The following is a 20,876-nucleotide window of genomic DNA, read 5'->3' on the forward strand; positions in this document are numbered from 1 at the left end:
TCCGCGTCAGGCCGGGATCGCGGCCAGCCGGCGACGGTCGAGGGCGGACTGGCGGCGGTCCAGCCGCTTGGTGAGCAGCAGCCTGGCCTCCTCGCACCGACCGGCGTGGACCAGCGCGTCGAGCAGGGTGTCCTCGACGATCTCGCGCTGCGCCGCGCTGCCACCAAGCTGGCTCAGCCAGGGACCGAGCAGCCGCAGCGAGCGGACCGCCTCCGCCCAGCGCTCCTCGACCACGGCGTCCAGCGCCTCCCACATGGTGACGACCACGTCGCTCGTCGCGGCGGCGCCGGTGGCCAGCACCACCCGGCGCGCGGTGACGGCCGACCCGTCGTCGAGCTCGAGGGTGACCGGGGTGGTGGCGTCGTGGACGGCGAGGCGCCGCACGCGGGCGTGCCGTCGGCTCACCCGCACGCCCGGTGGCGCCTCGCCCAGCTCGGCCTGCAGCGTCTGCCTCAGGTAGTCGCCGTAGGCCGAGCGGGGCAGGAAGTCACCCGGCCCGACGTCGGCGGCGACGTGCGCCCTGGCCCAGGCCAGGAAGTGGCCGGGCTCGTCCGGGTGCGCGTCGAGGCCGGCGACCCGGACGTTGAGCAGGTGGCGCTCATCCGCCGTGCTGAACGCGACCCCGCCCCCGTCGGCGGCTGCGGGGTCGACGAGCACGATGCTGCCGCGCCGCCGATCACGGCGCATGGCCCGCAGCAGCTGGACGACGACCAGTGACCCGGCCGGGCCGGCGCCGACCACCGCGATGTCGGCGACCTGCCCGGGTGCGACAGCCTGCTGTGTCATCCCTGATTCCCTCGATGGCTTTGTCTATCGACTCGATAGACAAAGCCATATCCTGGACACGGGTGTCCGACATTCACCAGAACCTGCGGCCGAACGGGGATGAAGAGCCGATCTCGCAACGCCAGGCTCTTGCTATCTCAATAATGGATACTACTATCCAATATTGTGAGAACTGCACCGCCGATCATCGCCCCGCTGTTCCGGTCAGACGGGCAGGCTCGCCTGCTCGCTGAGCTGTTCCTGTCCGGCGACGATGAGCTGAACCTGAACGAACTGGCCGAGCGAGCCGGACTCGCCTACGGCTCCGTGCACCGCGAGGTGGCCAGACTGCTCGAGGTCGGGCTGCTGGTCGAGCGCAAGGTCGGACAGGCCCGCCTCATCAGCCCCAACCCGACTTCGCCGCTCACCCAGCCGGTACGTGACCTGCTGCTGGTCTCAGCTGGTCCGGTGCCGCTTCTGGCTGCCGAGCTGCGCGAGATCGCGGGCGTGGAGGCGGCGTTCCTGTTCGGCTCGTTCGCCGCCCGGCTGCGCGGCGAGCCAGGAGAGGCACCGAACGACATCGACGTCATGATCGTCGGCACCCTCGACGCAAGCCAGGTGTACGCCGCCTGCCAACGCGTCAGCGACCAGGTCGGCCGGGAGGTCAATGCCACGATCATGACGCCGGAAGAGCTCGCCGAGCACTCCGGGTTCCTCACCCAGGTCCGCGCCCATCCCACAGTCCCCATCATCGGAGAGCTCCCTTGGCAGTGACGCCCCTGACCCCCGCCCAGCAAGCCAGGGTCGACGCCCTGGTCGCCGCTCGTCGGCTCGAGCAGGTGCCAGCCGACGAGCAGCGCTGCGAGCTGTTCCTCAAGCAGGCCACCACCGCGCTGGCTGACGTGCCCAACGTCACCCACGCCCAGAACAAGTACAACCTCGCCTACGACGCCGCCCACGACATCGGCGAAGCCACGCTCGCCGGCTACGGCTACCGGACCAAGCACGGGCCCGGTCAGCACGACGCCCTCGGCCGCTTCCTCGCCGCCATCTTCGACACTCCGCCGGAGAACGCCGCCTCACAGCAGTACGACCGCATGCGCCGCGAGCGCAACCGCCAACGCTACGACGCCCAACCCATCACCACCGCCGCTGCGAACGCGGCCGGCGCCGCCGCCCAAACCCTCTACGTAGCCGCCCGAGGTCGCGTCCAGACCGGCACCTGAGCGCCCCGGTCCACGCGAAAGCCCCCCTCTTCTCGGAAGAGGGGGGCTTTCGTACAGGACTCACCGCGCCGATGCCAGGGCCGGCCAGGTCGTGCCGGGAAGTGCCCTTCGAAAGGCGAGAGGTCGGGTCAGGCGGACTCGGCCTCGTCGGCGAGGGTCACGTTGCGCGTGCGGTTCGGGTCGACCGGGATGCCGGGGCCCATCGTGGTGGCGACCGTGGCCTTCCTCAGGTAGCGGCCCTTGGCGGACGACGGCTTGAGCCGCAGCACCTCCTCCAGAGCGGCGGCGTAGTTCTCCACGAGGTTCTGCTCGCTGAACGACGTCTTGCCGATGATGAAGTGCAGGTTGGCGTGCTTGTCCGAGCGGAACTCGATCTTGCCGCCCTTGATCTCGGTGACGGCCTTGGCGACGTCCATGGTGACGGTGCCGGTCTTCGGGTTCGGCATCAGGCCGCGGGGGCCGAGCACCTTGCCCAGACGACCGACCTTGCCCATCAGGTCGGGGGTGGCGACGACGGAGTCGAAGTCGAGCCAGCCGCCCTGGACCTTCTCGAGCAGGTCGTCGCTGCCGACGTAGTCGGCGCCTGCGGCGGTCGCCTGCTCGGCGCGGTCACCAGTGGCGAAGACCAGGACCCGGGCGGTCTTGCCGGTGCCGTGCGGCAGGTTGACGGTGCCGCGCACCATCTGATCGGCCTTGCGGGGGTCGATGCCCAGCCGGAAGGCGACCTCGACGGTCGCGTCGTACTTGGTGGACGACGTCTCCTTGGCCAGGCGGACGGCGTCCAGCGGTGCGTAGAGCTTGTCGGCGTCGATCTTCTCGGCGGCCGAGCGGTAGGCCTTGCTGCGCTTCATGTGGTGCTCCCTGGTTCTGGGTGGGGGTGTGGTTGGGACGGGCCAGCGCTGGCCCTGCCACGTACTTCCTGGTGTGGTGCAGGTGCTGCGAGGGGGCTGGATCAGCCCTCGACGGTGATACCCATCGAACGAGCGGTACCGGCGATGATCTTCGCAGCGGCGTCCAGGTCGTTCGCGTTGAGGTCCTCCATCTTGGACTGCGCGATCTCGCGGACCTGCTGGTTGGTGAGCTTGGCGACCTTTGTCTTGTGCGGCTCACCGGAGCCCTTGGGCACGCCAGCGGCCTTCTTGATCAGCTCGGCGGCCGGCGGGGTCTTGGTGATGAACGTGAACGAGCGGTCCTCGTACACGGTGATCTCGACCGGGATGACGTTGCCGCGCTGGGCCTCCGTCGCGGCGTTGTACGCCTTGACGAACTCCATGATGTTCACGCCGTGCTGACCCAGGGCCGGACCGACCGGCGGGGCCGGCGTCGCGGCGCCGGCCTGGATCTGCAGCTTGATGAGGCCTGCGACCTTCTTCTTGGGGGGCATTTCTCGGGTCCTTACGTGGTGCGGGTTCTCGGCGCAGTCGGACGACGACGCCGGGGTGTGTGGGAGCTGGCGGGCGTCAGATCTTGGCGACCTGGCTGAACGACAGCTCGACGGGGGTCTCGCGACCGAAGATCGACACGAGCACCTTGAGCTTCTGGGCGTCGGCGCTGATCTCGGAGATCGTCGCCGGCAGGGTCTCGAAGGGCCCCTCCATGACGGTGACGGACTCGCCGACCTCGAAGTCGATGACCCGGATCGGGGCGGCGGCCTTCTGGCCGGGCTTCTCCTTGACGTCCAGCGTCGGCGCCAGCATGGAGAACACCTCGTCGGTGCTCAGCGGCACCGGCTGGTGGGTGTTGCCGACGAAGCCCGTGACGCCCGGAGTGTGCCGGACGGCGCCCCAGGACTCGTCGGTGAGGTCCATCCGGACCAGCACGTAGCCGGGCATCCGCACGCGGCGGACGAGCTTGCGCTGACCGTTCTTGACCTCGTTGACCTCCTCCATGGGCACCTCGACCTGGAAGATGAAGTCCTCCATGGTCAGGCTCTGGATGCGGGTCTCGAGGTTGGTCTTCACGCGGTTCTCGTAGCCCGCGTAGGAGTGGATGACGAACCAGTCGCCGGGGGCGCGGCGCAGGCCGGCCTTGAACTCCTCGACCGGGTCGACGTCGTCGTCCTCGTCCGACAGGTCCGACAGGTCCGACAGGTCGACCTCGGCCGACGCGGCGTTCTCGTCCGACGCGTCGTCCGCCACGGGGGCGGCCGGGTCGGCTGCCTCGTCGCTGATGGACAGCTCGACCTCGGCGGCGCCGTCAGGGGCGTCCTCACCGAGGGTCTGCGTCGTCGGATCGGTCTGGTCGGACACGTCGTGCCTGCTTCCTTGTCGTCAGTCGTGCGTGCTGTTCGTGCTGGTCTCGCCGCGCTGCCGCTCGTGCTGGGCCCTGCTGGATGATGCCGCCGATCCGCCGCTCAGCCGGACTTGCCGCCGAACACCCGGACCACGATCGCCCCGAGCCCGACGTCCAGCAACGCGACGAACGTCATGACCGCCACCACGAACACCATGCACACCGTGGTGTACGTGATCAGCTCGTTGCGGGTCGGTCGGACGACCTTGCGCAGCTCGGACATCACCTGGCGGAAGAACAGCGCCATCCGCGCGAACGGCCCTCGCCGACCGCGCGTGGGGGACTTCCCACCGCTGCGACCCATGTCGCCGGTGCTGGTCTGGCTCACTGTCCCTCATCACCTGGTGCTCGCAGGAAGACACCCGCAAGGCGCATCAGGCGCCCCGGGGCCGGAGTCGCACCTGTCGATGCGGCCCCGCCGCCTCGCGGCGGGTCGGTGCCCACCCCCCGTTAGGGGGATGCAACGCAGGGCAGGAGGGACTTGAACCCCCAACCGCCGGTTTTGGAGACCGGTGCTCTGCCAATTGAGCTACTGCCCTTCAGGTCGCTGCGACGTCACGCCGCCACCACCCTGAGCGAACCGTGGGCAGGCGACAGCATGGCGGTCGTCAACCACCGCACGGAAGTGTACGCGAGGGAACGTCACCGGGTCGAACCGAGCGCGGGGCCGGGCACGGGGCCGGGCGCAGCGTGCGCGTCCGGGGGCGTCCGTACCTCGGAACCGGGTCGACGCCGACCGGGGCACCGGTGGGAGGATGGCAGGGTGAGCGAGCCGACGACGTCCACCACCCACCCCAAGAGCTCCGCAGCCACCGTCCAACGACGGGTGTCCCTGCGGATCGGCGCGATCGCGGAGTCCGCGACGCTCGCCGTCGATGCGAAGGCGAAGGCGCTGAAGGCCGAGGGACGCCCGGTCATCGGTTTCGGTGCCGGCGAGCCCGACTTCCCGACGCCGGACTACATCGTCGAGGCGGCCATCGAGGCCTCCAGGGTGCCGAGCAACCACCGCTACACGCCGGCCGGCGGCCTGCCGGACCTCAAGGCGGCGATCGCGGCCAAGACCGCACGCGACAGCGGCTACCAGGTCAAGCCCGACCAGGTGCTGGTGACCAACGGTGGCAAGCAGGCCGTCTACCAGGCCTTCGCCACGCTGCTCGACCCCGGCGACGAGGTGCTGCTGCCGACGCCGTACTGGACGACCTACCCCGAGGCGATCAGGCTGGCCGGCGGCGTGCCGGTCGACGTCTTCGCCGGTACCGACGCCGGCTACCTGGTCTCGCTCGACCAGCTCGAGGCCGCCCGCACCGAGCGCACCAAGGTGCTGCTGTTCTGCTCGCCGTCCAACCCGACCGGCGCGGTGTACTCGCCCGAGCAGGTCCGCGCGATCGGCGAGTGGGCGCTCGAGCACGGCATCTGGGTGGTCACCGACGAGATCTACGAGCACCTGGTCTACGACGGGGTGCGCGCCGCGTCGATGCCCGTCGAGGTGCCCGAGCTGGCCGAGACCTGCGTGGTGCTCAACGGCGTCGCGAAGACCTACGCGATGACCGGCTGGCGGGTCGGTTGGATGCTCGGCCCGCGCGACGTCGTCAAGGCCGCCACCAACCTGCAGTCGCACGCGACCTCGAACGTGGCCAACGTCTCGCAGCATGCTGCGATCGCGGCACTGACCGGTGACCTTGCCGCGGTGGCGACGATGCGTGAGGCGTTCGACCGGCGTCGACGCACCATGGTCTCGATGCTCAACGACATCGACGGCGTGCACTGCCCGGTGCCGCAGGGTGCGTTCTACGCCTACCCGTCGGTCGAGGGCGTGCTCGGGCGCACGATCCGCGGGCGCACCCCCGGCACGTCGGTCGAGCTGGCCGAGCTGATCCTCGAGGAGGTCGAGGTCGCGGTGGTGCCCGGCGAGGCGTTCGGCCCGAGCGGGTACCTACGGCTGTCCTACGCGCTCGGCGACGCCGACCTCGCCGAGGGAGTGGGCCGGATCCAGAAGCTGCTCGCCGAGGGGCGCTGAGCCCGGCGGTGGGTCAGCCGGCCGGGCGGGACCTGCACGCCCTGCCCAAGGCGCACCTGCACCTGCACTTCACCGGGTCGATGCGCCCGGCAACGGTCATCGACCTGGCGCACCAGCACGGCATCCACCTGCCGGACGCACTGACCAGCGGGCAGCCGCCGGAGCTTCACGCCACCGACGAGAAGGGCTGGTTCCGCTTCCAGCGCCTGTACGACATCGCCCGCTCGTGCGTGCGGACCGAGTCCGACGTCCGTCGGTTGGTGCTGGAGGCCGCCCAGGACGACGCGCGGGACGGCTCGCGGTGGCTGGAGATCCAGGTCGACCCGACCTCGTACGCGGTGCACCTGGGCGGGTTGACCCCGACGCTGGAGCTGGTGCTGGACGCGGTCCGGGACGCGAGTGCGCAGACCGGGGTGGGCATCTCCGTCGTCGTCGCGGCGAGCCGGATCCGGCACCCGCTGGACGCCCGCACCCTGGCCCGCCTCGCCGCCCGGTACGCCGGCGAGGGCGTCGGCGAGGTGGTGGGCTTCGGCCTGAGCAACGACGAGCGACGTGGGCGCACCGAGGACTTCGCGGCTGCCTTCCGGATCGCCCGGCGGGCCGGACTGGCCTGCGTCCCGCACAGCGGCGAGCTGCTGGGACCCGACCACGTGCAGGTCACCCTGGACGCGCTGCGGCCGGACCGGATCGGCCACGGCGTACGCAGCGCAGAGGACCCGCGCGTGCTCGATCAGGTCGTCGAGCGCGGGATCACGCTCGAGGTCTGCCCGGGGTCGAACGTGGCGCTGGGCGTGTACCCGGAGGCCGAGGCGGTGCCGTTGCGCGCCCTGCTGGACGCCGGCGCGCACCTGGCGCTCGGCGCCGACGACCCGCTGCTGTTCGGCACCCGGCTCACCGACCAGTACCGGATCGCGCGCGAGGTGCACGGGCTGGACGACGCGGAACTGGCCGAGCTGGCGCGGTTCTCGGTCCGAGGGTCGCGGGCTCCGCAGGGCATCAAGCGGCAGCTGCTGGCTGATGTCGACGCGTGGCTGGCGAGCGACGTGCCATGAGCGACCCCGTCGTGAGCAGACCGGTGGTGAGTCGGCCGGTCCCGGAGGTGGTCAGCCGGCTGGGCGCGGTGTTCCGGGTCTTCGACCAGCAGGACTCCGGCTGCGTGTCGTACGGCGTGCGCGGAGCCGACGGCGTCGGCTGCTTCGTCAAGGTCGCCCGGACGGCGACCGGAGCCGAGTCACTGCGTCGCGCCGTCCAGGTGCACACCGCCGTGCGGCACCCGGCGCTGGTCGCGCCGACGCAGGTGCTCGCGGACAGCGAAGGCCCTGTGCTGGTCTACCCGTGGGTGGACGGGGACGTGCTGTACCACGCGACGGTCGGCCCGGACGGCGTCCCGACGTCGCAACCGCGGTCCGACCCGGGCAGCCCGATGGCCCGATTTCGCCGTCTGCCACTGGACGCGGTCCGGCGCGCCGTCGACACGGTGCTCGACGTGCACCAGGTCGTGGACGAGGCCGGCCTAGTCGCGGTGGACCTGTACGACGGATGCTTCCTGTACGACTGGGATGCCGGCGCGCTGCACGTCATCGACGCGGACGAGTACCGACCGGGCCCGTTCGTGACACACGAACAGCTGCCGGGGTCGAGGCGCTTCTTCGCGCCCGAGGAGCTCGGAACCGGCCAGGTCGTCGACCGTCGCACGACCGTGTACCGGCTGGGCCGGGTGGCCAGGCTGCTGATGGACGCCGGCGACACCGAGTCGGCCTGGCGGGGAACCCAGGCCGAGCTCGGCGTCATCGCGCGGGCGACCCAGCCTGAGCCGGCTGCCCGGTACCAGTGCGTCCGCGACCTGGTCGCGGCCTGGCGCGCTGCGAGCTGAGCGGCTCAGACCTCAAGGCCGCGCAGGAAGGCGAGCGCCCGGGACCAGGCCAACTCGGCGGACTCGGCGTCGTACTCCTTCGGCAGCGAAGGGTCGGTGAACAGGTGGCCCTCCCCCGGGTAGTCGTAGACGTCGACCCGGCCGCCGGACGCCTGCACGTCCTTGACGAACTGCTCGACGACCGGCTGCTCTCGCCAGGGGTCGCCGAGGGTGAAGTGCACCTGGGCGGGCACGCCCTGCGGCCAGCGCACGTCGTCGCCGAACCACTCGACCAAGGTGGCTTCGGCGAACAGGAGCACGCCGGACACCGGTCGCCGGGTCGCCACGAAGACGGCACGCCCGCCGCCGGCCGAGAAGCCGGCGGTGACGAAGCCGTCGGGCAGATCGGCCACAGCCTGCAGCGCCCGCCCCCAGAGCTCGTCGCCGAGCTCGTCCTGGAAGGCCATCGCGGGGTCGTAGTCGTCGAAGACCTTGCCGTCGTACAGGTCGGGCACCAGGACGTCGTGCCCATCGGCGCGAAGGCGCTCGGCGGCATCCAGAACGCCGGGGCGCACGCCGAGAACTGAGTGGAAGAGAACGATCTGTGTCATGGCGACAGCAGAGCACCCACCACCGACAGTCGGGGTCAGGCGGCCGAGCTCACCCGCAGGTCAGCAGCGCGGGTCAGCAGCGCAGGTCAGCAGCGCAGGTGCGCAGGTCAGCGGCGAAGGCCCGGCGCGAGCCGGGACAACGCCTCGGCGGCGGCCTCGTTGTGCCCTGCGATCGGGACGAGGACGCGTACGGCGTCCGACGTCTGACCGGTCTGGCGGACCGCTGCGGCGAAGGCCGTCGCACCGATCAGGCCGGCAGTGAGCTCTGTGACGTAGGTGGTGAGGTCCATGTCGTTTCCGCTCCGTGTGGGTTTCGCTGTCTTCTGGATCGACCAGAACGCCTGGCGCTTGAGGCTTCGGTGGGCGCCGACCGTCAGAATGGGCGGATGCGCACACCCGTCCTGGTCGCCTGCTCGCACGGCACCCGCGACCTGGACGGGCGGCGGGCGGTGCGCTCTCTGGTATCGGCGGTGGCTGCCGCGCGACCTGGCCAAGAGGTTCGCGAGGCGTTCGTCGACGTCCAGCAGCCGGAGGTGGCGGACGTCGTCCGGGAGATCACCGACCTCGGCCGGGCCGCGGTCGTCGTGCCACTGCTGCTGTCCATCGGGTACCACGTCGAGGTCGACGTAGCGCGTGCCGTCGCTGGACGCGACGCGGTCGCGGCCGCTGCGCTCGGCCCGGACGAACGGCTGACCGCACTGCTGCTCGAACGACTGCACAGCCGCGGCCTCGCACCCCAGGACGCACTCGTGCTGGCGGCGGCCGGCTCGAGCGACCCGCAGGCGGGACGAGCTGTCGAGAGGGTGGCAGAAGCGCTGCGCCACAAGCACTCCGGGCCCGTCAGCGTCGGTTACGCGGCGGCGGCTCGACCATCGGTGGCCGAGGCGGTGGCGGCCAGCCGAGCCGACGACGGAGGTCGCCGGGTCACCGTCGCGTCGTACCTGCTCGCGCCCGGGCACTTCCACAGCCTGCTGGGCGAGGCCGGCGCGGACGTCGTCACCGACCCGCTGCTGCCGAACGACGGGCCACCCGACGCTCGGCTGGTCGAGCTGGTGCTGGCCCGGTACGACGCCGCGAGCGCGACCTTGCGCCGCTGAGCCATCATCTTGCTTGTTCCTGCTTCTCGCGCCAGCGTGGACTCGCGACCGAGCTTGACCGCGCACACCCAAGGAACGACATGACCCCTCGCTTCTCCCTTCCCGAGTCTCGCCCGCAGGCCCGAGCCGCCTCGATGCTGCAGGGAGATCATTGGCGCATCACGGTGCTTCTCAGCGGCCTCGTGCGTCTTGAATGGAGCGACGACGGCGGTTTCGAGGACCGCGCCTCGACGTTCGCCGTTGACCGCGACCTGGAGACCCCGCCGTTCGAGGTCCATGAGACCGCTGGGCAGCTGGAGATCGTGACCGACAGGCTGCACCTCACCTGGGACCGGCAGCGTTTCAGCACCTCAGGGCTTGGCGTCCAGGTCCGGGGCAAGGTCAGCGACCATGCGGCCACTTGGCGCTGGGGCACCACCCCCAGCACCCTGGGCGGCACCGGACGAACCCTGGACGACGCCGACGGCGCCATCCCGCTCGAGCCCGGCGTTGCGTCCCGCGACGGTGTCGCGGTGATCGACGACAGTGAGAGCTTCGTCTTCACCAGCGACGGCTGGATCGCGCCACGGGTCGAGGGACGGGTGGACGTGTACGTGTTCGCCTACGGCCGCGACTACCCGGCCGCCGTCCGGGCCCTCTACGCGGTCTCTGGGCCACCGCCCGTCATCCCGCGGTGGGCCTTGGGCAACTGGTGGAGCCGCTACCACGCCTACAGCGCCGAGGACTACGTCGAGCTTCTCGACCGTTTCGACGCCGAAGGGGTCCCCCTCTCCGTCGCGGTGCTCGATATGGACTGGCACCGGGTCGGATCCGTGCCGGAAAGGTACGGGACCGGATGGACCGGGTACAGCTGGGAGCCAACGCTCTTCCCGGACCCGGAGGCGTTCTTGACCGAACTTCATCGCCGGGGACTGCGCGTCTCGCTCAACGTGCACCCGCACGAAGGGGTCCAGCCCTTCGAGGACGGCTACCGCGCCATGTGCGATGCGATGGACGTCGATGCATCCAGCGACCTTCGGGTGCCTTTCGACATCACAGACCCACGCTTTGCCGAGGCGTACCTCGACGTTCTGCACCACCCGCTCGAGGAGCAAGGAGTCGATCTTTGGTGGATCGACTGGCAGCAGGGCCACGTGTCCAAGGTCAAGAACGTCGACCCGCTGTGGGTGCTGAACTACCTGCACTTCGTCGACTCGGGTCGCGGCGGTCGCCGCGGGCTGACCTTCTCTCGCTACGCGGGACCGGGAAGTCATCGCTACCCGGTCGGTTTCTCCGGCGACGCCCTGATCACCTGGGACTCGTTGCGCTTCCAGCCAGAGTTCACCGCGACGGCCTCGAACATCGGATACGGCTGGTGGAGCCACGACATCGGGGGCCATCAGCACGGTGTACGCGACGACCAGCTGGCAGTCCGCTGGGCCCAGCTCGGCGTGTTCTCACCGATCAACCGCCTCCATTCCTCCTCAAACCCGTTCCTGCAGAAGGAACCGTGGGCGTACCCGCCCGAAAGCCGTTCGGCAATCGGTAGCGCCCTGCGGTTCCGGCACCGGCTCGTGCCCTACCTGCACACCATGAACCACCGGGCCGCGCACGGGGATCCACTCGTGCAGCCCATGTACTACGGGCATCCCGAGGTCGATGCCGCGTACGAGGTCCCACGCCAGTTCATGTTCGGCGACTCGCTGCTGGTCGCGGCCATCACCGCTCCCAACGACGAGGTGACGCTCAAGGGGTCGACGACGGCGTGGTTGCCGGCCGGACTGTGGGCGGACATCTTCACCGGCACGGTCTACCGGATACCGCCCGGCGGGCAGCACATCGTCCTGCACCGCGACCAGAGATCGATTCCCGTGCTGCTGGCCGCCGGAGCGGTACTTCCGCTCGCCGGTGACGCGGGCACCCGCGCGGACGCGAACCCGGACTCGATCGAGCTCCTGCTCCTGCCGGGCGCAAGTGGCACCCGCGAACTCGTCGAGGACGACGGGACCGGGACCTCCGCAGAGACGATCCCCACGTCGAGGACGCGTCTGGACTGGGACGATGCGCAGGGGGTGCTGACCATCGGCGCGGCCACCGACACTGCCGTCGTGCCGTCGACCCGGACGTGGGTCGTGAGACTTCTCGGGGTGGTCGATGTCGAGTCCGTCGCGGTGAGTGGCCCAGCTGAGGATCCGACCATCACGCGTCTTGGCGACGCGCTCGCCGTCACCCTGACCGACGCCCCGACCGACGTCGAGCTGCAGCTGAGCTTGACCGGGTCCTGGTCGCCGTCCACGACGGACACGCAGTCCAGAGTCTTCGACGTGCTGGCTTCGGCGCAGTGGGACTACAACCGGAAGTGGGCGGCGTGGAACGTCATCTCCTCGCAGGACAACGCCGTCGGCAAGGTCTCACAGCTTCAAGCGATGGGACTGCCCGCTGCACTCCTCAGCGCCCTTACCGAGTTCCTGGCGACCCAGCCGTGAGCCCAGATTCCGGAGGGGTCTTGCGGGGCTCGGCCGCCGGCGAGACCATCGGTCATCCGCCCGGCCGCGGGCACCCGCCACTGGTCTTGGAGGGTTGGGAGGTACCAATGCTGACGAGGTTCAGGACCTGGCGACGCGAGCGCAGGGCCAAGCGGCGCGCCAAGCTGGTGGCACGGGGAACTGTCGCGAGCCGGATGAACGGCCGCCCCAAGAACCTCTCCCACGGCCCCGGCGGCCACGGTTAGGACCACGGCAGACGGCCGACGCCGCCGGGCTGCCTCGCGAGCCGATGGTGGGACCATGTCGGGATGGCGGACGACGCTGCGATCACCGACCAGGATGTAGCCGACCTGGTTCGAGGGATGAACCAGGCAGTTGACGCGTACATCAGGGGAGACCTTCGCTCGTACGTGGCCGAGTTCGACCACGGTGACGACTACACCCTGATGCCGCCCTACGGCGGCGAGACCAGACGTGGGTTCGAGTACACCGAGGCGGCAGCCGAGTCGACGCGGAGCTTCTTCGTATCGGGCGAGGCCAGGCTCGACGTGGAGCAGACCTACGTCTCCGGCGACCTCGCCGTGCTCGTAGCGGTGGAGCGACAGCACGGAGAGGCCGGCGGCCTGCCCGACCAGGACCTGTCGCTGCGCGTCACGCTCGTGTTCCGGCGCGCCGGCGACCGGTGGCAGCTGGTCCACCGCCACGCCGACCCACTGGTGAGACAGATCCCCTTCGAACACCTCGCGGAACTCGCTCGCGGGCTCGACACCTGAACGGGCCGATGACTTCAGGCGCGGCGCCGGGTCTCTAGCTGCACACCCATCACCAGGAGGCAGAACCATGGCGGGCAAGGTCATCGCAGGCATCACGATCTCGGTCGACGGGTACATCACCGGGCCCGATGACGCGCCCGGTCGCGGCCTCGGCGCAGGCGGTGAACGGCTGCACTACTGGGTGTTCGGTGGCCCGTGGACCTACGAGGCCGAGCGTGAGTTCGGCAGCATGGACGGCATCGACAAGGAGTTCTACGACGACCTGACCGCCGGGCTCGGAACGGGCATCTGCGGGCGCGGGATGTACGAAGCCGCCGGGGCGTGGGGCGGCACGAACCCGTTCCCGGGCCCGCTCTTCGTGCTCACCCACCGCATCGAAGACGCGCCCGATCCGGCCACCGGCTTCACCTTCGTCGACAGCCTCGCCGAAGCGCTCGAGCAGGCCCGGGCCGAGGCCGACGGCAAGGACGTCTCGATCGCCGGCGGCGCGGACCTTATCCGCCAGGCCCTCGCCGGTGGCCACGTCGACCAGCTGGCCCTCTCGATCTCGCCCGTGGTTCTCGGTGGCGGCAAGCGGCTCTTCGAGGGGTTCGAGCAGGACGTCGACCTTGAGATCGACCGGGTCTACGCCTCGCAGTGGGCGACCCACATCCGCTACACGATCAAGCGCTGACGAGACCCCCGATCAGAGCGTCAGGCCGACCAGCACCGGCTCGTTGACCAGGGTGACGCCGAACGCGTCCTGGACGCCGTCGCGCACCTGACGGGCGAGCCCGACCAGGTCGTCCGCCGCCGCGCCGCCGCGGTTCGTCAGCGCCAGCGTGTGCTTCGTCGACAGGGCGGCCGGCCCCGGCAGGCCGAACCCCTTGCCGAAGCCCGCCCGCTCGATCAGCCAGGCCGCACTGGTCTTGGTGCCCTGCTCGCCCGGCCACGCCGGCGGCTCGACCTCGGCGCCCAACGCGGACTGCACCCGCCCCCGCAGCTCGGCGAACGCCGGCTCGGACATGATCGGGTTGGTGAAGAACGACCCGGCGCTCCAGGTGTCGTGGTCCGCCGCGTCGAGCACCATGCCGCGCTTGCGGCGCTGATCCAGAACCGCCGTCCGGGCGTCAGCGAGCGGCACCCGGGCACCCAGCTCGACGCCCAGCCCGCGAGCCAGGTCGGCGTATCCGATCGGCGCGGACAGGTCGCCCAGCCGCAGCTGGAACAGCACGTCCAGCACCACGAACCTGTCGGTGCCCTTGAAGGCGCTGTGCCGGTAGGTGAACCGGCAGTCCGCGTTCGCCACGGTGAGCACCTGCTGGCCGTACCGGTCCCACACCCGCACCTGCGCGATGGTCTGGGACACCTCCTGGCCGTAGGCGCCGACGTTCTGGATCGGGGTCGCACCGACCGAGCCCGGGATACCGGACAGCGCCTCGATACCGACCCACCCCTCGGCGGCCGCCCGAGCGACCAGGTCGTCCCAGCGCTCGCCGGCGGCGACCCGCACGTTCACGCCCCCGCAGCCGTCCGCCGACTCAACCACCACCCCGGACGTCGCGACCCGGACCACGGTGCCCGGCAGCGGCTCATCGCTGACCAGCAGGTTCGAACCGCCGGCCAGCAGCAGAAGCGGCTCGTCCGCGTCGTCCACCTCGCGGACGGCGTCCACCAGCTCGTCGGTGGTCGAGGCCGTGACCAACCGGTCGGCGACGCCCCCGACGCGCAGCGTGGTCAGCTCGGCCAGCCTCACGGCGAGCGCTCCGGCACCGGCTCTCGGGCCGCGGCGACCACCAGCATGCCGAGCACCAGCGCACCGAGCACCACGTACAGCGCGTCCAGCACCCCTACGTGGTCGGCCAGGAACCCGATCAGCGGCGGACCGGCCAGGAACGCGGTGTAGCCGATCGAGGCCACGACACTGACCCGGGCAGCCGCGTGCTCCGGGTCGTCGGCGGCAGCGCTCATGCCCACCGGGAAGCCGAGCGAGGCGCCGAGCCCCCACAGCACGGCACCCACTGCGGCCACCGCGACCGATCCGCCGACGATCACCAGCAGCAGGCCACACGCAGCCAGCAACGCGGTGCCGCGCAGCACCAGGACGCGGCCGTAGCGGTCCAGCAACCGGGTGCCGACCAGCCGCCCCACGGTCATGGAGCTGACGAAGATCGCGAAGCCGAGCACCGCGTTCGCGTTCGAGACGCCGTAGCCGTCACGGAACGCCAGGGCCAGCCAGTCGTTGGCCGAGCCCTCGGTGAAGGCGAAGGCCAGCACCAGCAGCCCGACCGCCAGGGTGCGCGGCTCGAGCCAGGCCTCGAGCGGGTTGCGCCGCTTCGGCTTCTCCTCGTGGGTCAGGGCGGCGACCACCTCGGCCTCGGGCAGGAACGAGCCGCAGGCCACCTGGGTCAGGCCACCGGCCAGCACCGCGATCACCGCCAGATGCACGGCGGTGGAGACCCCTGCCGCGTTGGCGGCGGCGCCGACCAACGCCCCGACCACGGTGCCGATGCTGAACGCGGCGTGGAAGTGCGGCATGATCGCGCGGCCCAGCCGGCGCTCCACCTCGGCCCCCTCGACGTTCATCGACACGTCCCAGGCACCGGAGCCGAAGCCGACCAGGAAGAGCCCAGGCACCAGCATCTGGACCGAACCGGCCAGTCCCACCAACAGCAGGCCGCTGACGCACACCACCGAGCCGACGCGCACCGTGCCGGCCGCTCCCAGCCGGATGACCACGGCCCCGGTCAACGGCAGCGCCAACACGGCCCCGCCGGACATCGCGAGCAGGATCAGACCGATGCTGGACGACGACAGGCCGAGGTCGTCGCGGATCGCCGGGATCCGCGAGATCCAGGTCGCCATGATCAGGCCGTTGAGCGCGAAGACCGTCGTGACCGCGACCCGCGCGCGGGCCGCGCCGGGCGCCACGCTCATGCCAGCCGGACGACGGCTCGAGCTCGGCCGAGCACTGCCAGCGGCGCGCCGTCCGGTCCGGGTGTGGTCGCGGTCAGGTCGACCCGTGCGGTGCGCGCCTCGTCGTCCAGCACTGCGACCTTGCCGCTGATCGTGACCTGCGCGCCGTCCACGTCGTGTACCGGGACCGGCTTGGTGAAACGCACGCCGTACTGGACGACGGCACCCGGGTCGCCCACCCAGTCCACGACCACCCGCACCGCGGTGGCCATGGTGAGCATGCCGTGCGCGATGACGCCGGGCAGTCCGACCTCGGTGGCGAACCGCTCGTTCCAGTGGATCGGGTTGAGGTCGCCGCTGGCACCCGCGTAGCGGACCAGGTCGGCACGCGACAGCGTGAAGGTCTGGGTGGGCAGCTCGTCCCCCACCGCCACCGCGTCGAACGTCGGCGTGCTCACCTGCGTCATCACTCGCCTCCCCGCACGACGATGGTTGAGGTGGCGGTGCAGACCGCCTCGCCGGACTCGGTCGCGATCTCGCTGCGGGTGGTCACCATCGAGTGCCCGCCCGCCGAGCGCACGCTGTCCACGTGCAGCACCGCGACCAGCCGGTCGCCGGCCACGATCGGCCGGTGGTGGGTGAAGTTCTGCTCGCCGTGCACCACCCGGCTGAAGTCGATGCCGGCCTCGGGGTCACGCACCAGCTGGGCGTCGCAGCGCTGGGCGATGATCACCGCGAAGGTCGGCGGCGCGATCACGTCCGGGTAGCCCAGCGCGCGGGCCGCCTCGGGGTCGGTGCTGGCCGGGTGCGGCCCGGTCGCCTCGGCGAACTCGCGAATCTTCTCGCGGCCGACCTCATAGGCGGGCGTGGGCGGGTACTGCCGCCCGGCGACGGCTGGGTTCACCATGGCGCTCACGCTACCGGCACGCCTGAGACATGACGAAGCGGCCGCCCCCTGGTGGGGACGGCCGCTCCGGAATGTCGTGGACCGCGGTCAGCGGGTCTCGCGGTGCAGCGTGTGGCGCTTCTCGCGACGGCAGTACTTCTTGAGCTCGAGCCGGTCGGGGTCGTTGCGCCGGTTCTTCTTGGTGATGTAGTTGCGCTCCTTGCACTCCGTGCACGCCAGAGTGATCTTGGGGCGGACGTCGGTGGACTTGCTGGCCACGGGACTACTCACTTTCGAAGGTCTTCGGACTAAGACAACTGCACAAGGGTACGTGAGGAGGGGGTCGCTCTCCAAACGGCCTGGTAGCGAGGGCGGGACTCGAACCCGCGACACCACGATTATGAGTCGTGTGCTCTAACCACCTGAGCTACCCCGCCATGCAGGTCCCCCGCCGCCCGGACCGGGCGGCGGGGACCCACCAGAGCCCCAATACGGAATCGAACCGTAGACCTTCTCCTTACCATGGAGACGCTCTACCGACTGAGCTATTGGGGCAGCGCCGACGAGCGTACACGGTGCCAGGCGCCCACGAGAAATCGACCGGACGGGCCCTGCTCAGCCGCCGGCCAGGAGCTGCTCGAACGGGGTCGGCTCGTCGAACGGGTCGACGCGCTGGACCCTGGGGCGGCCCGCGACCGCGGCTGCGAGCTCGCCGCCGGCCCGCTCGATCCGACGTCCCAGGGGGCCGTGCCGGCCGGCCGAGCCCCAGTCTTCGGACGCGGCGAATACCCCGGTCGCGACGGCGTCCGCCCGCAGGTAGGCGAACAGCGGGCGCATGGCGAAGTCCACCGCGAGGGAGTGCCGCGCCGTGCCGCCGGTGGCCGCGAGGAGCACCGGGACGCCGTCCAGCGAGCCCTCGTCGAGCACGTCGAAGAAGGTCTTGAACAGGCCGCTGTACGAGGCGTTGAAGATCGGCGTGACGGCGATCAGGGCGTCCGCGGTGCGGACCGCCTCGACGGCCTCGGCCAGCGCGCCGGACGGGAACCCGGTGAGCAGGTGGTTGGTCAGCTCGTTCGCCAGCTCACGCAGCTCGACCACGCGGACGTCGACCGCCTCGCCGCGCTCGGCCATCGCCCGGGACGTGGCGGCCGCCAGCCGGTCGGCGAGCAGCCGGGTGGACGACGGCTGGCTCAGGCCGGCGGTGACCACGACGAGCGATCGGGTACTCATACCGGCACCACCACCGCGTCGCTGCGCTGCGCGGCCAGCAGCGAGGCATGCGTCGGGGCGTCCGGAACGTGCTCCGGACGTCCGATGGCCAGCTCGCGACGCAGCACCGGCACGACCTGCTCACCGAGGAGGTCGAGCTGCTCCAGGACGGTCTTCAGCGGCAGTCCGGCGTGGTCCATCAGGAACAGCTGGCGCTGGTAGTCGCCCACCGCCTCGCGCATGCCGGCGTACCGGTCGATGACCTCCTGCGGGCTGCCGACGGTCAACGGCGTCTGCGCGGTGAACTCCTCCATCGACGGGCCGTGACCGTAGACCGGGGCGTTGTCGAAGTACGGCCGGAACTCGCGTTTGGCGTCCTGGCTGTTCGCCCGCATGAACACCTGACCGCCCAGACCCACGATGGCCTGGTCGGCGCTGCCGTGCCCGTAGTGCTCGAAACGCCTGCGGTACAACGCGACCATCTGCTGGGTGTGCTCGATCGGCCAGAAGATGTTGTTGTGGAAGAAGCCGTCCCCGTAGTACGCGGCCTGCTCGGCGATCTCCGGGCTGCGGATCGAGCCGTGCCAGACGAACGGGGGTACGCCGTCCAGCGGTCGCGGCGTCGAGGTGAAGCCCTGCAGGGGGGTGCGATACTTGCCCTGCCAGTCGACGACGTCCTCGCGCCACAGCCGACGCAGCAGCGCGTAGTTCTCGACCGCCAGGTTGAGCCCGTCGCGGATGTCCTTGCCGAACCAGGGGTAGACCGGGCCGGTGTTGCCCCGGCCCATCATCAGGTCGACGCGACCGCCGGCCAGGTGCTGCAGCATCGCGTAGTCCTCGGCGATCTTCACCGGGTCGTTGGTGGTGATCAGCGTCGTGGACGTGGACAGGATGATCCGCTCGGTCTGCGCGGCCAGGAAGCCGAGCATGGTCGTCGGTGAGGACGGCACGAACGGCGGGTTGTGGTGCTCGCCGGTGGCGAAGACGTCGAGGCCGACCTCCTCGGCCTTCTTGGCGATGGTCACCATTGCCTGGATCCGCTCCGCCTCGGTGGGCGTGCGGCCCGTGGTGGGGTCGGGCGTGACATCGCCGACGCTGAAGATCCCAAACTGCATGCGCTGCTCCTTGGATTGCATAGTTGTCCAGTCAACTAAAGGGCCGGGTCGCCTATTCCTGGACGTGATTCGGCATGATCGTGCTGATCTCCTGGCTCATGGGGGCCCATCAGGACCCAAGGCGGCTCCTGCCAGCACGATCGTGCCGAATTCCTGCAAATCCTCCATCCAACCGGCTACGCTGACACATATCAGCACGATCATGCCGAGTTCATCGAAGGGGCAGCGCGTGGAGTCCACAGGCCCGCTCGACGCGGCAGCCCTCGGCCGGGACGTGCGCAGCCGGCGCCGCGAGTTCCAGCTTGCCCAACAGGACCTGGCCGAACTGGCCGGCACGTCCACCCGATTCATCGGTTCGTTGGAGAAGGGCAAGCCGACCGTACGGCTGGACAAGCTGCTGGCCGTGCTTGACGCGCTGGGCCTCGAGCTCCGTGCGCAGGTGCGGCAGTGACTCAGCCCGCGCTCGGGCGGTTGGTCGACGTGACCGCCGCCGACGTCTACAAGACCGGCCGGCTGGCCGCTCGGCTGCAACGTGGTCAGGGCACGATCAGCTTCGCCTACGACGCGGACTACCTGGCTGGCGATGGATCGTCGGTCGCCACCAGCCTGCCCGCCAGCGACCAGCCGGTCGTGACGAGCGGGGGGGCGGTGCCGCCGTACTTCGCCGGCCTGCTACCCGAAGGGCGCCGGCTCACCAGCCTGCGCCAGGCCGTCAAGACGTCGTCGGACGACGAGCTGACGCTCCTGCTCGCCGTCGGTCGCGACGCCGTCGGCGACGTCCAGGTCGTGCCGTCGGGCGAGCAGCCCACGGCCGCCGAGGCACTCATCACCGTCGACCGCTCCTTTGCCGAGGTCCGCTTCGCCGATGTGCTCGACGCTGCCGGCATCGTGGATCCGGTCGCGCTCGCGGGCGTACAGGACAAGGCATCGGCTCGGATGCTCTCGGTCCCGGTCACCCAGGCTGGCCGGCGCTACATCCTCAAGGTCGACCCTCCGGAGTACCCCCACGTGGTCGAGAACGAGGCCTACTTCCTCGGCCGCGCCGCCGGCGCCCGCTGGCCCGTCGTCCAGGCGGAGGTGGTCCACGATGCGACGGGGCGGCCAGGGCTGCTGGTGCAACGATTCGACCGGGTGGCCGGGCCCGACGGCAGCACCCTGGCCTTGGCCGTCGAGGACGCCGGCCAGGTGCTCGGCATCTACCCTGCGGACAAGTACCGCGTCACCGCCGAGGCAGTTACCCGAGGTCTGAGCGAGGTCTGCGCCTCCCAGGTGGTCGCGGCGCGTGAGATCTTTCGCCAGCTGTGCTTCGCCTGGCTGACCGGCAACGGGGACGTGCATGCCAAGAACCTCTCCGTGCTGGCCACAGCCTCAGGAGAGTGGCGAGTGTCGCCCGCGTATGACCTGCCCTCGACGCTTCCCTACCGCGACCACACCCTCGCGCTTGCTATGGCAGGCCGGCGAAAAGGCCTGTCGCGCAAGTCGTTGCTGGAGTTCGCGGGCAGCGTCGGCGTTCCCGAACGCGCGGCCGAGCGGACGCTCGACGACGTGCTGCGAGCCACGCAGACCATCGCGGACGAGATCGAGGGCGGCGCGCTGCCGTTCTCGAGCCAGGTCGTGCGGGACATCGTCCGGTCGCTGCGCCAACGGCATCGGACCGCGCTCAGCTAGTGCCT

Annotated in this window: 25 protein-coding genes and 3 tRNA genes; 11 read left to right on the top strand and 17 right to left on the bottom strand. The window is 70.5% G+C overall.

Features of this window, described 5'->3' with window-relative positions; genetic code table 11:
* Window positions 1–6: 6 nt before the first annotated feature.
* The gene (locus ACPPVT_RS19350) at window positions 7–786 is read right to left on the bottom strand and encodes an FAD/NAD(P)-binding protein (RefSeq protein WP_426563152.1); all 780 of its coding nucleotides are present in this window, start codon (window positions 784–786) and stop codon (window positions 7–9) included.
* A gap of 165 nt (window positions 787–951) precedes the next feature.
* Here ACPPVT_RS19350 and ACPPVT_RS19355 point away from each other — a divergent pair, with 165 nt between their 5' ends.
* Both ACPPVT_RS19355 and ACPPVT_RS19360 read left to right on the top strand, forming a co-directional pair.
* The gene (locus tag ACPPVT_RS19355) at window positions 952–1,539 is read left to right on the top strand and encodes a helix-turn-helix domain-containing protein (protein ID WP_426563154.1); all 588 of its coding nucleotides are present in this window, start codon (window positions 952–954) and stop codon (window positions 1,537–1,539) included.
* Window positions 1,530–1,991: a hypothetical protein gene (locus ACPPVT_RS19360; protein WP_426563156.1), complete on the top strand. Its 462-nt coding sequence runs from the start codon at window positions 1,530–1,532 to the stop codon at window positions 1,989–1,991. The genes ACPPVT_RS19355 and ACPPVT_RS19360 overlap by 10 nt, the downstream gene beginning before the upstream one ends.
* Window positions 1,992–2,119: 128 nt before the next feature.
* Here the strand turns inward: ACPPVT_RS19360 and rplA are convergent, their stop codons facing one another.
* From rplA to ACPPVT_RS19385, 5 genes are all read right to left on the bottom strand, one after another.
* Window positions 2,120–2,842: a 50S ribosomal protein L1 gene (gene rplA / locus ACPPVT_RS19365; RefSeq protein ID WP_426563158.1), complete on the bottom strand. Its 723-nt coding sequence runs from the start codon at window positions 2,840–2,842 to the stop codon at window positions 2,120–2,122.
* Window positions 2,843–2,943: 101 nt separating this feature from the next.
* A complete protein-coding gene (gene rplK, locus ACPPVT_RS19370) occupies window positions 2,944–3,375 on the bottom strand; it encodes a 50S ribosomal protein L11 (RefSeq protein ID WP_426563160.1) in 432 nt (143 codons plus the stop codon).
* A 76-nt stretch (window positions 3,376–3,451) separates the two neighbouring features.
* Window positions 3,452–4,240: a transcription termination/antitermination protein NusG gene (gene nusG / locus ACPPVT_RS19375; RefSeq protein WP_426563162.1), complete on the bottom strand. Its 789-nt coding sequence runs from the start codon at window positions 4,238–4,240 to the stop codon at window positions 3,452–3,454.
* A gap of 104 nt (window positions 4,241–4,344) precedes the next feature.
* Window positions 4,345–4,611, bottom strand: a complete 267-nt coding sequence (gene secE / locus ACPPVT_RS19380) for a preprotein translocase subunit SecE (RefSeq protein WP_426563164.1) — start codon at window positions 4,609–4,611, stop codon at window positions 4,345–4,347.
* A gap of 138 nt (window positions 4,612–4,749) precedes the next feature.
* Window positions 4,750–4,822 (bottom strand) — tRNA-Trp (locus ACPPVT_RS19385).
* A gap of 224 nt (window positions 4,823–5,046) precedes the next feature.
* Here ACPPVT_RS19385 and ACPPVT_RS19390 point away from each other — a divergent pair.
* The 3 genes from ACPPVT_RS19390 to ACPPVT_RS19400 are packed head-to-tail and all read left to right on the top strand — an operon-like array spanning window position 5,047 to window position 8,173.
* Window positions 5,047–6,300, top strand: a complete 1,254-nt coding sequence (locus ACPPVT_RS19390) for a pyridoxal phosphate-dependent aminotransferase (protein WP_426563166.1) — start codon at window positions 5,047–5,049, stop codon at window positions 6,298–6,300.
* Between the two features lie 8 nt (window positions 6,301–6,308).
* Window positions 6,309–7,352 carry an adenosine deaminase gene (locus ACPPVT_RS19395; protein ID WP_426563168.1) on the top strand — a complete coding sequence of 348 codons (1,044 nt, stop codon included), beginning with the start codon at window positions 6,309–6,311 and terminating at the stop codon, window positions 7,350–7,352.
* Window positions 7,349–8,173 (top strand): serine/threonine protein kinase, encoded by an 825-nt coding sequence (locus ACPPVT_RS19400; protein ID WP_426563169.1) that lies wholly within the window; start codon window positions 7,349–7,351, stop codon window positions 8,171–8,173. Before ACPPVT_RS19395 ends, ACPPVT_RS19400 begins: the two co-directional genes overlap by 4 nt.
* A gap of 5 nt (window positions 8,174–8,178) precedes the next feature.
* Here ACPPVT_RS19400 and ACPPVT_RS19405 read toward each other — a convergent pair whose 3' ends face one another.
* Both ACPPVT_RS19405 and ACPPVT_RS19410 read right to left on the bottom strand, forming a co-directional pair.
* Window positions 8,179–8,763, bottom strand: a complete 585-nt coding sequence (locus ACPPVT_RS19405; protein ID WP_426563171.1) for a dienelactone hydrolase family protein — start codon at window positions 8,761–8,763, stop codon at window positions 8,179–8,181.
* Between the two features lie 107 nt (window positions 8,764–8,870).
* A complete protein-coding gene (locus tag ACPPVT_RS19410) occupies window positions 8,871–9,053 on the bottom strand; it encodes a hypothetical protein (RefSeq protein WP_426563173.1) in 183 nt (60 codons plus the stop codon).
* A gap of 96 nt (window positions 9,054–9,149) precedes the next feature.
* On the opposite strand from ACPPVT_RS19410, the gene ACPPVT_RS19415 reads away from it, so the two are divergent.
* The 4 genes from ACPPVT_RS19415 (at window position 9,150) to ACPPVT_RS19430 (ending at window position 13,771) form a co-directional block, all read left to right on the top strand.
* Window positions 9,150–9,860, top strand: coding sequence for a sirohydrochlorin chelatase (locus ACPPVT_RS19415; protein WP_426563175.1), 711 nt, complete (start codon window positions 9,150–9,152; stop codon window positions 9,858–9,860).
* Window positions 9,861–9,940: 80 nt separating this feature from the next.
* Window positions 9,941–12,325 (top strand): TIM-barrel domain-containing protein, encoded by a 2,385-nt coding sequence (locus ACPPVT_RS19420; protein WP_426563177.1) that lies wholly within the window; start codon window positions 9,941–9,943, stop codon window positions 12,323–12,325.
* A 308-nt stretch (window positions 12,326–12,633) separates the two neighbouring features.
* Window positions 12,634–13,098: a YybH family protein gene (locus ACPPVT_RS19425; RefSeq protein WP_426563179.1), complete on the top strand. Its 465-nt coding sequence runs from the start codon at window positions 12,634–12,636 to the stop codon at window positions 13,096–13,098.
* A 67-nt stretch (window positions 13,099–13,165) separates the two neighbouring features.
* Window positions 13,166–13,771, top strand: a complete 606-nt coding sequence (locus ACPPVT_RS19430) for a dihydrofolate reductase family protein (protein WP_426563181.1) — start codon at window positions 13,166–13,168, stop codon at window positions 13,769–13,771.
* Between the two features lie 12 nt (window positions 13,772–13,783).
* Here the strand turns inward: ACPPVT_RS19430 and ACPPVT_RS19435 are convergent, their stop codons facing one another.
* The 9 genes from ACPPVT_RS19435 to ACPPVT_RS19475 form a co-directional block, all read right to left on the bottom strand.
* Window positions 13,784–14,833: a UDP-N-acetylmuramate dehydrogenase gene (locus ACPPVT_RS19435; RefSeq protein WP_426563183.1), complete on the bottom strand. Its 1,050-nt coding sequence runs from the start codon at window positions 14,831–14,833 to the stop codon at window positions 13,784–13,786.
* Entirely contained in the window at window positions 14,830–16,014 is a 1,185-nt protein-coding gene (locus ACPPVT_RS19440) for an MFS transporter (RefSeq protein WP_426563185.1), read from the bottom strand. Before ACPPVT_RS19440 ends, ACPPVT_RS19435 begins: the two co-directional genes overlap by 4 nt.
* Entirely contained in the window at window positions 16,011–16,460 is a 450-nt protein-coding gene (locus ACPPVT_RS19445) for a MaoC/PaaZ C-terminal domain-containing protein (protein ID WP_426563187.1), read from the bottom strand. The genes ACPPVT_RS19440 and ACPPVT_RS19445 overlap by 4 nt, the downstream gene beginning before the upstream one ends.
* Window positions 16,460–16,900, bottom strand: coding sequence for an FAS1-like dehydratase domain-containing protein (locus ACPPVT_RS19450; RefSeq protein ID WP_426563189.1), 441 nt, complete (start codon window positions 16,898–16,900; stop codon window positions 16,460–16,462). The genes ACPPVT_RS19445 and ACPPVT_RS19450 overlap by 1 nt, the downstream gene beginning before the upstream one ends.
* An 87-nt stretch (window positions 16,901–16,987) precedes the next feature.
* Window positions 16,988–17,158 carry a 50S ribosomal protein L33 gene (rpmG, locus tag ACPPVT_RS19455; protein ID WP_426567209.1) on the bottom strand — a complete coding sequence of 57 codons (171 nt, stop codon included), beginning with the start codon at window positions 17,156–17,158 and terminating at the stop codon, window positions 16,988–16,990.
* An 81-nt stretch (window positions 17,159–17,239) separates the two neighbouring features.
* Window positions 17,240–17,316 (bottom strand) — tRNA-Met (locus ACPPVT_RS19460).
* Between the two features lie 45 nt (window positions 17,317–17,361).
* Window positions 17,362–17,434 (bottom strand) — tRNA-Thr (locus ACPPVT_RS19465).
* A 60-nt stretch (window positions 17,435–17,494) separates the two neighbouring features.
* Window positions 17,495–18,109, bottom strand: coding sequence for an FMN reductase (locus tag ACPPVT_RS19470; protein ID WP_426563191.1), 615 nt, complete (start codon window positions 18,107–18,109; stop codon window positions 17,495–17,497).
* On the bottom strand, window positions 18,106–19,203 hold the full coding sequence (locus ACPPVT_RS19475) for an LLM class flavin-dependent oxidoreductase (protein ID WP_426563193.1): 1,098 nt from the start codon (window positions 19,201–19,203) through the stop codon (window positions 18,106–18,108). The genes ACPPVT_RS19470 and ACPPVT_RS19475 overlap by 4 nt, the downstream gene beginning before the upstream one ends.
* Window positions 19,204–19,405: 202 nt before the next feature.
* Here ACPPVT_RS19475 and ACPPVT_RS19480 point away from each other — a divergent pair, with 202 nt between their 5' ends.
* Entirely contained in the window at window positions 19,406–19,654 is a 249-nt protein-coding gene (locus tag ACPPVT_RS19480) for a helix-turn-helix transcriptional regulator (protein ID WP_426563195.1), read from the top strand.
* Window positions 19,651–20,871, top strand: coding sequence for a type II toxin-antitoxin system HipA family toxin (locus ACPPVT_RS19485; protein ID WP_426563197.1), 1,221 nt, complete (start codon window positions 19,651–19,653; stop codon window positions 20,869–20,871). The genes ACPPVT_RS19480 and ACPPVT_RS19485 overlap by 4 nt, the downstream gene beginning before the upstream one ends.
* Window positions 20,872–20,876: the final 5 nt, after the last annotated feature.

The organism is Angustibacter sp. McL0619, from assembly GCF_049994355.1.
Taxonomy (GTDB): Bacteria; Actinomycetota; Actinomycetes; order Actinomycetales; family Angustibacteraceae; genus Angustibacter.

What these genes read in the sequence shown, in the direction of transcription:
- ACPPVT_RS19425 (WP_426563179.1), top strand. Translation starts at nt 12,634, where the DNA reads ATGGCGGACGACGCTGCGATCACCGACCAGGATGTAGCCGACCTGGTT.
- ACPPVT_RS19445 (WP_426563187.1), bottom strand. Translation starts at nt 16,460, where the DNA reads ATGACGCAGGTGAGCACGCCGACGTTCGACGCGGTGGCGGTGGGGGAC.
- ACPPVT_RS19470 (WP_426563191.1), bottom strand. Translation starts at nt 18,109, where the DNA reads ATGAGTACCCGATCGCTCGTCGTGGTCACCGCCGGCCTGAGCCAGCCG.
- ACPPVT_RS19420 (WP_426563177.1), top strand. Translation starts at nt 9,941, where the DNA reads ATGACCCCTCGCTTCTCCCTTCCCGAGTCTCGCCCGCAGGCCCGAGCC.
- ACPPVT_RS19405 (WP_426563171.1), bottom strand. Translation starts at nt 8,763, where the DNA reads ATGACACAGATCGTTCTCTTCCACTCAGTTCTCGGCGTGCGCCCCGGC.
- ACPPVT_RS19440 (WP_426563185.1), bottom strand. Translation starts at nt 16,014, where the DNA reads ATGAGCGTGGCGCCCGGCGCGGCCCGCGCGCGGGTCGCGGTCACGACG.
- ACPPVT_RS19480 (WP_426563195.1), top strand. Translation starts at nt 19,406, where the DNA reads ATGCCGAGTTCATCGAAGGGGCAGCGCGTGGAGTCCACAGGCCCGCTC.
- ACPPVT_RS19415 (WP_426563175.1), top strand. Translation starts at nt 9,150, where the DNA reads ATGCGCACACCCGTCCTGGTCGCCTGCTCGCACGGCACCCGCGACCTG.
- ACPPVT_RS19350 (WP_426563152.1), bottom strand. Translation starts at nt 786, where the DNA reads ATGACACAGCAGGCTGTCGCACCCGGGCAGGTCGCCGACATCGCGGTG.
- rplK (WP_426563160.1), bottom strand. Translation starts at nt 3,375, where the DNA reads ATGCCCCCCAAGAAGAAGGTCGCAGGCCTCATCAAGCTGCAGATCCAG.
- ACPPVT_RS19400 (WP_426563169.1), top strand. Translation starts at nt 7,349, where the DNA reads ATGAGCGACCCCGTCGTGAGCAGACCGGTGGTGAGTCGGCCGGTCCCG.
- ACPPVT_RS19430 (WP_426563181.1), top strand. Translation starts at nt 13,166, where the DNA reads ATGGCGGGCAAGGTCATCGCAGGCATCACGATCTCGGTCGACGGGTAC.
- ACPPVT_RS19475 (WP_426563193.1), bottom strand. Translation starts at nt 19,203, where the DNA reads ATGCAGTTTGGGATCTTCAGCGTCGGCGATGTCACGCCCGACCCCACC.
- rplA (WP_426563158.1), bottom strand. Translation starts at nt 2,842, where the DNA reads ATGAAGCGCAGCAAGGCCTACCGCTCGGCCGCCGAGAAGATCGACGCC.
- ACPPVT_RS19450 (WP_426563189.1), bottom strand. Translation starts at nt 16,900, where the DNA reads ATGGTGAACCCAGCCGTCGCCGGGCGGCAGTACCCGCCCACGCCCGCC.
- ACPPVT_RS19410 (WP_426563173.1), bottom strand. Translation starts at nt 9,053, where the DNA reads ATGGACCTCACCACCTACGTCACAGAGCTCACTGCCGGCCTGATCGGT.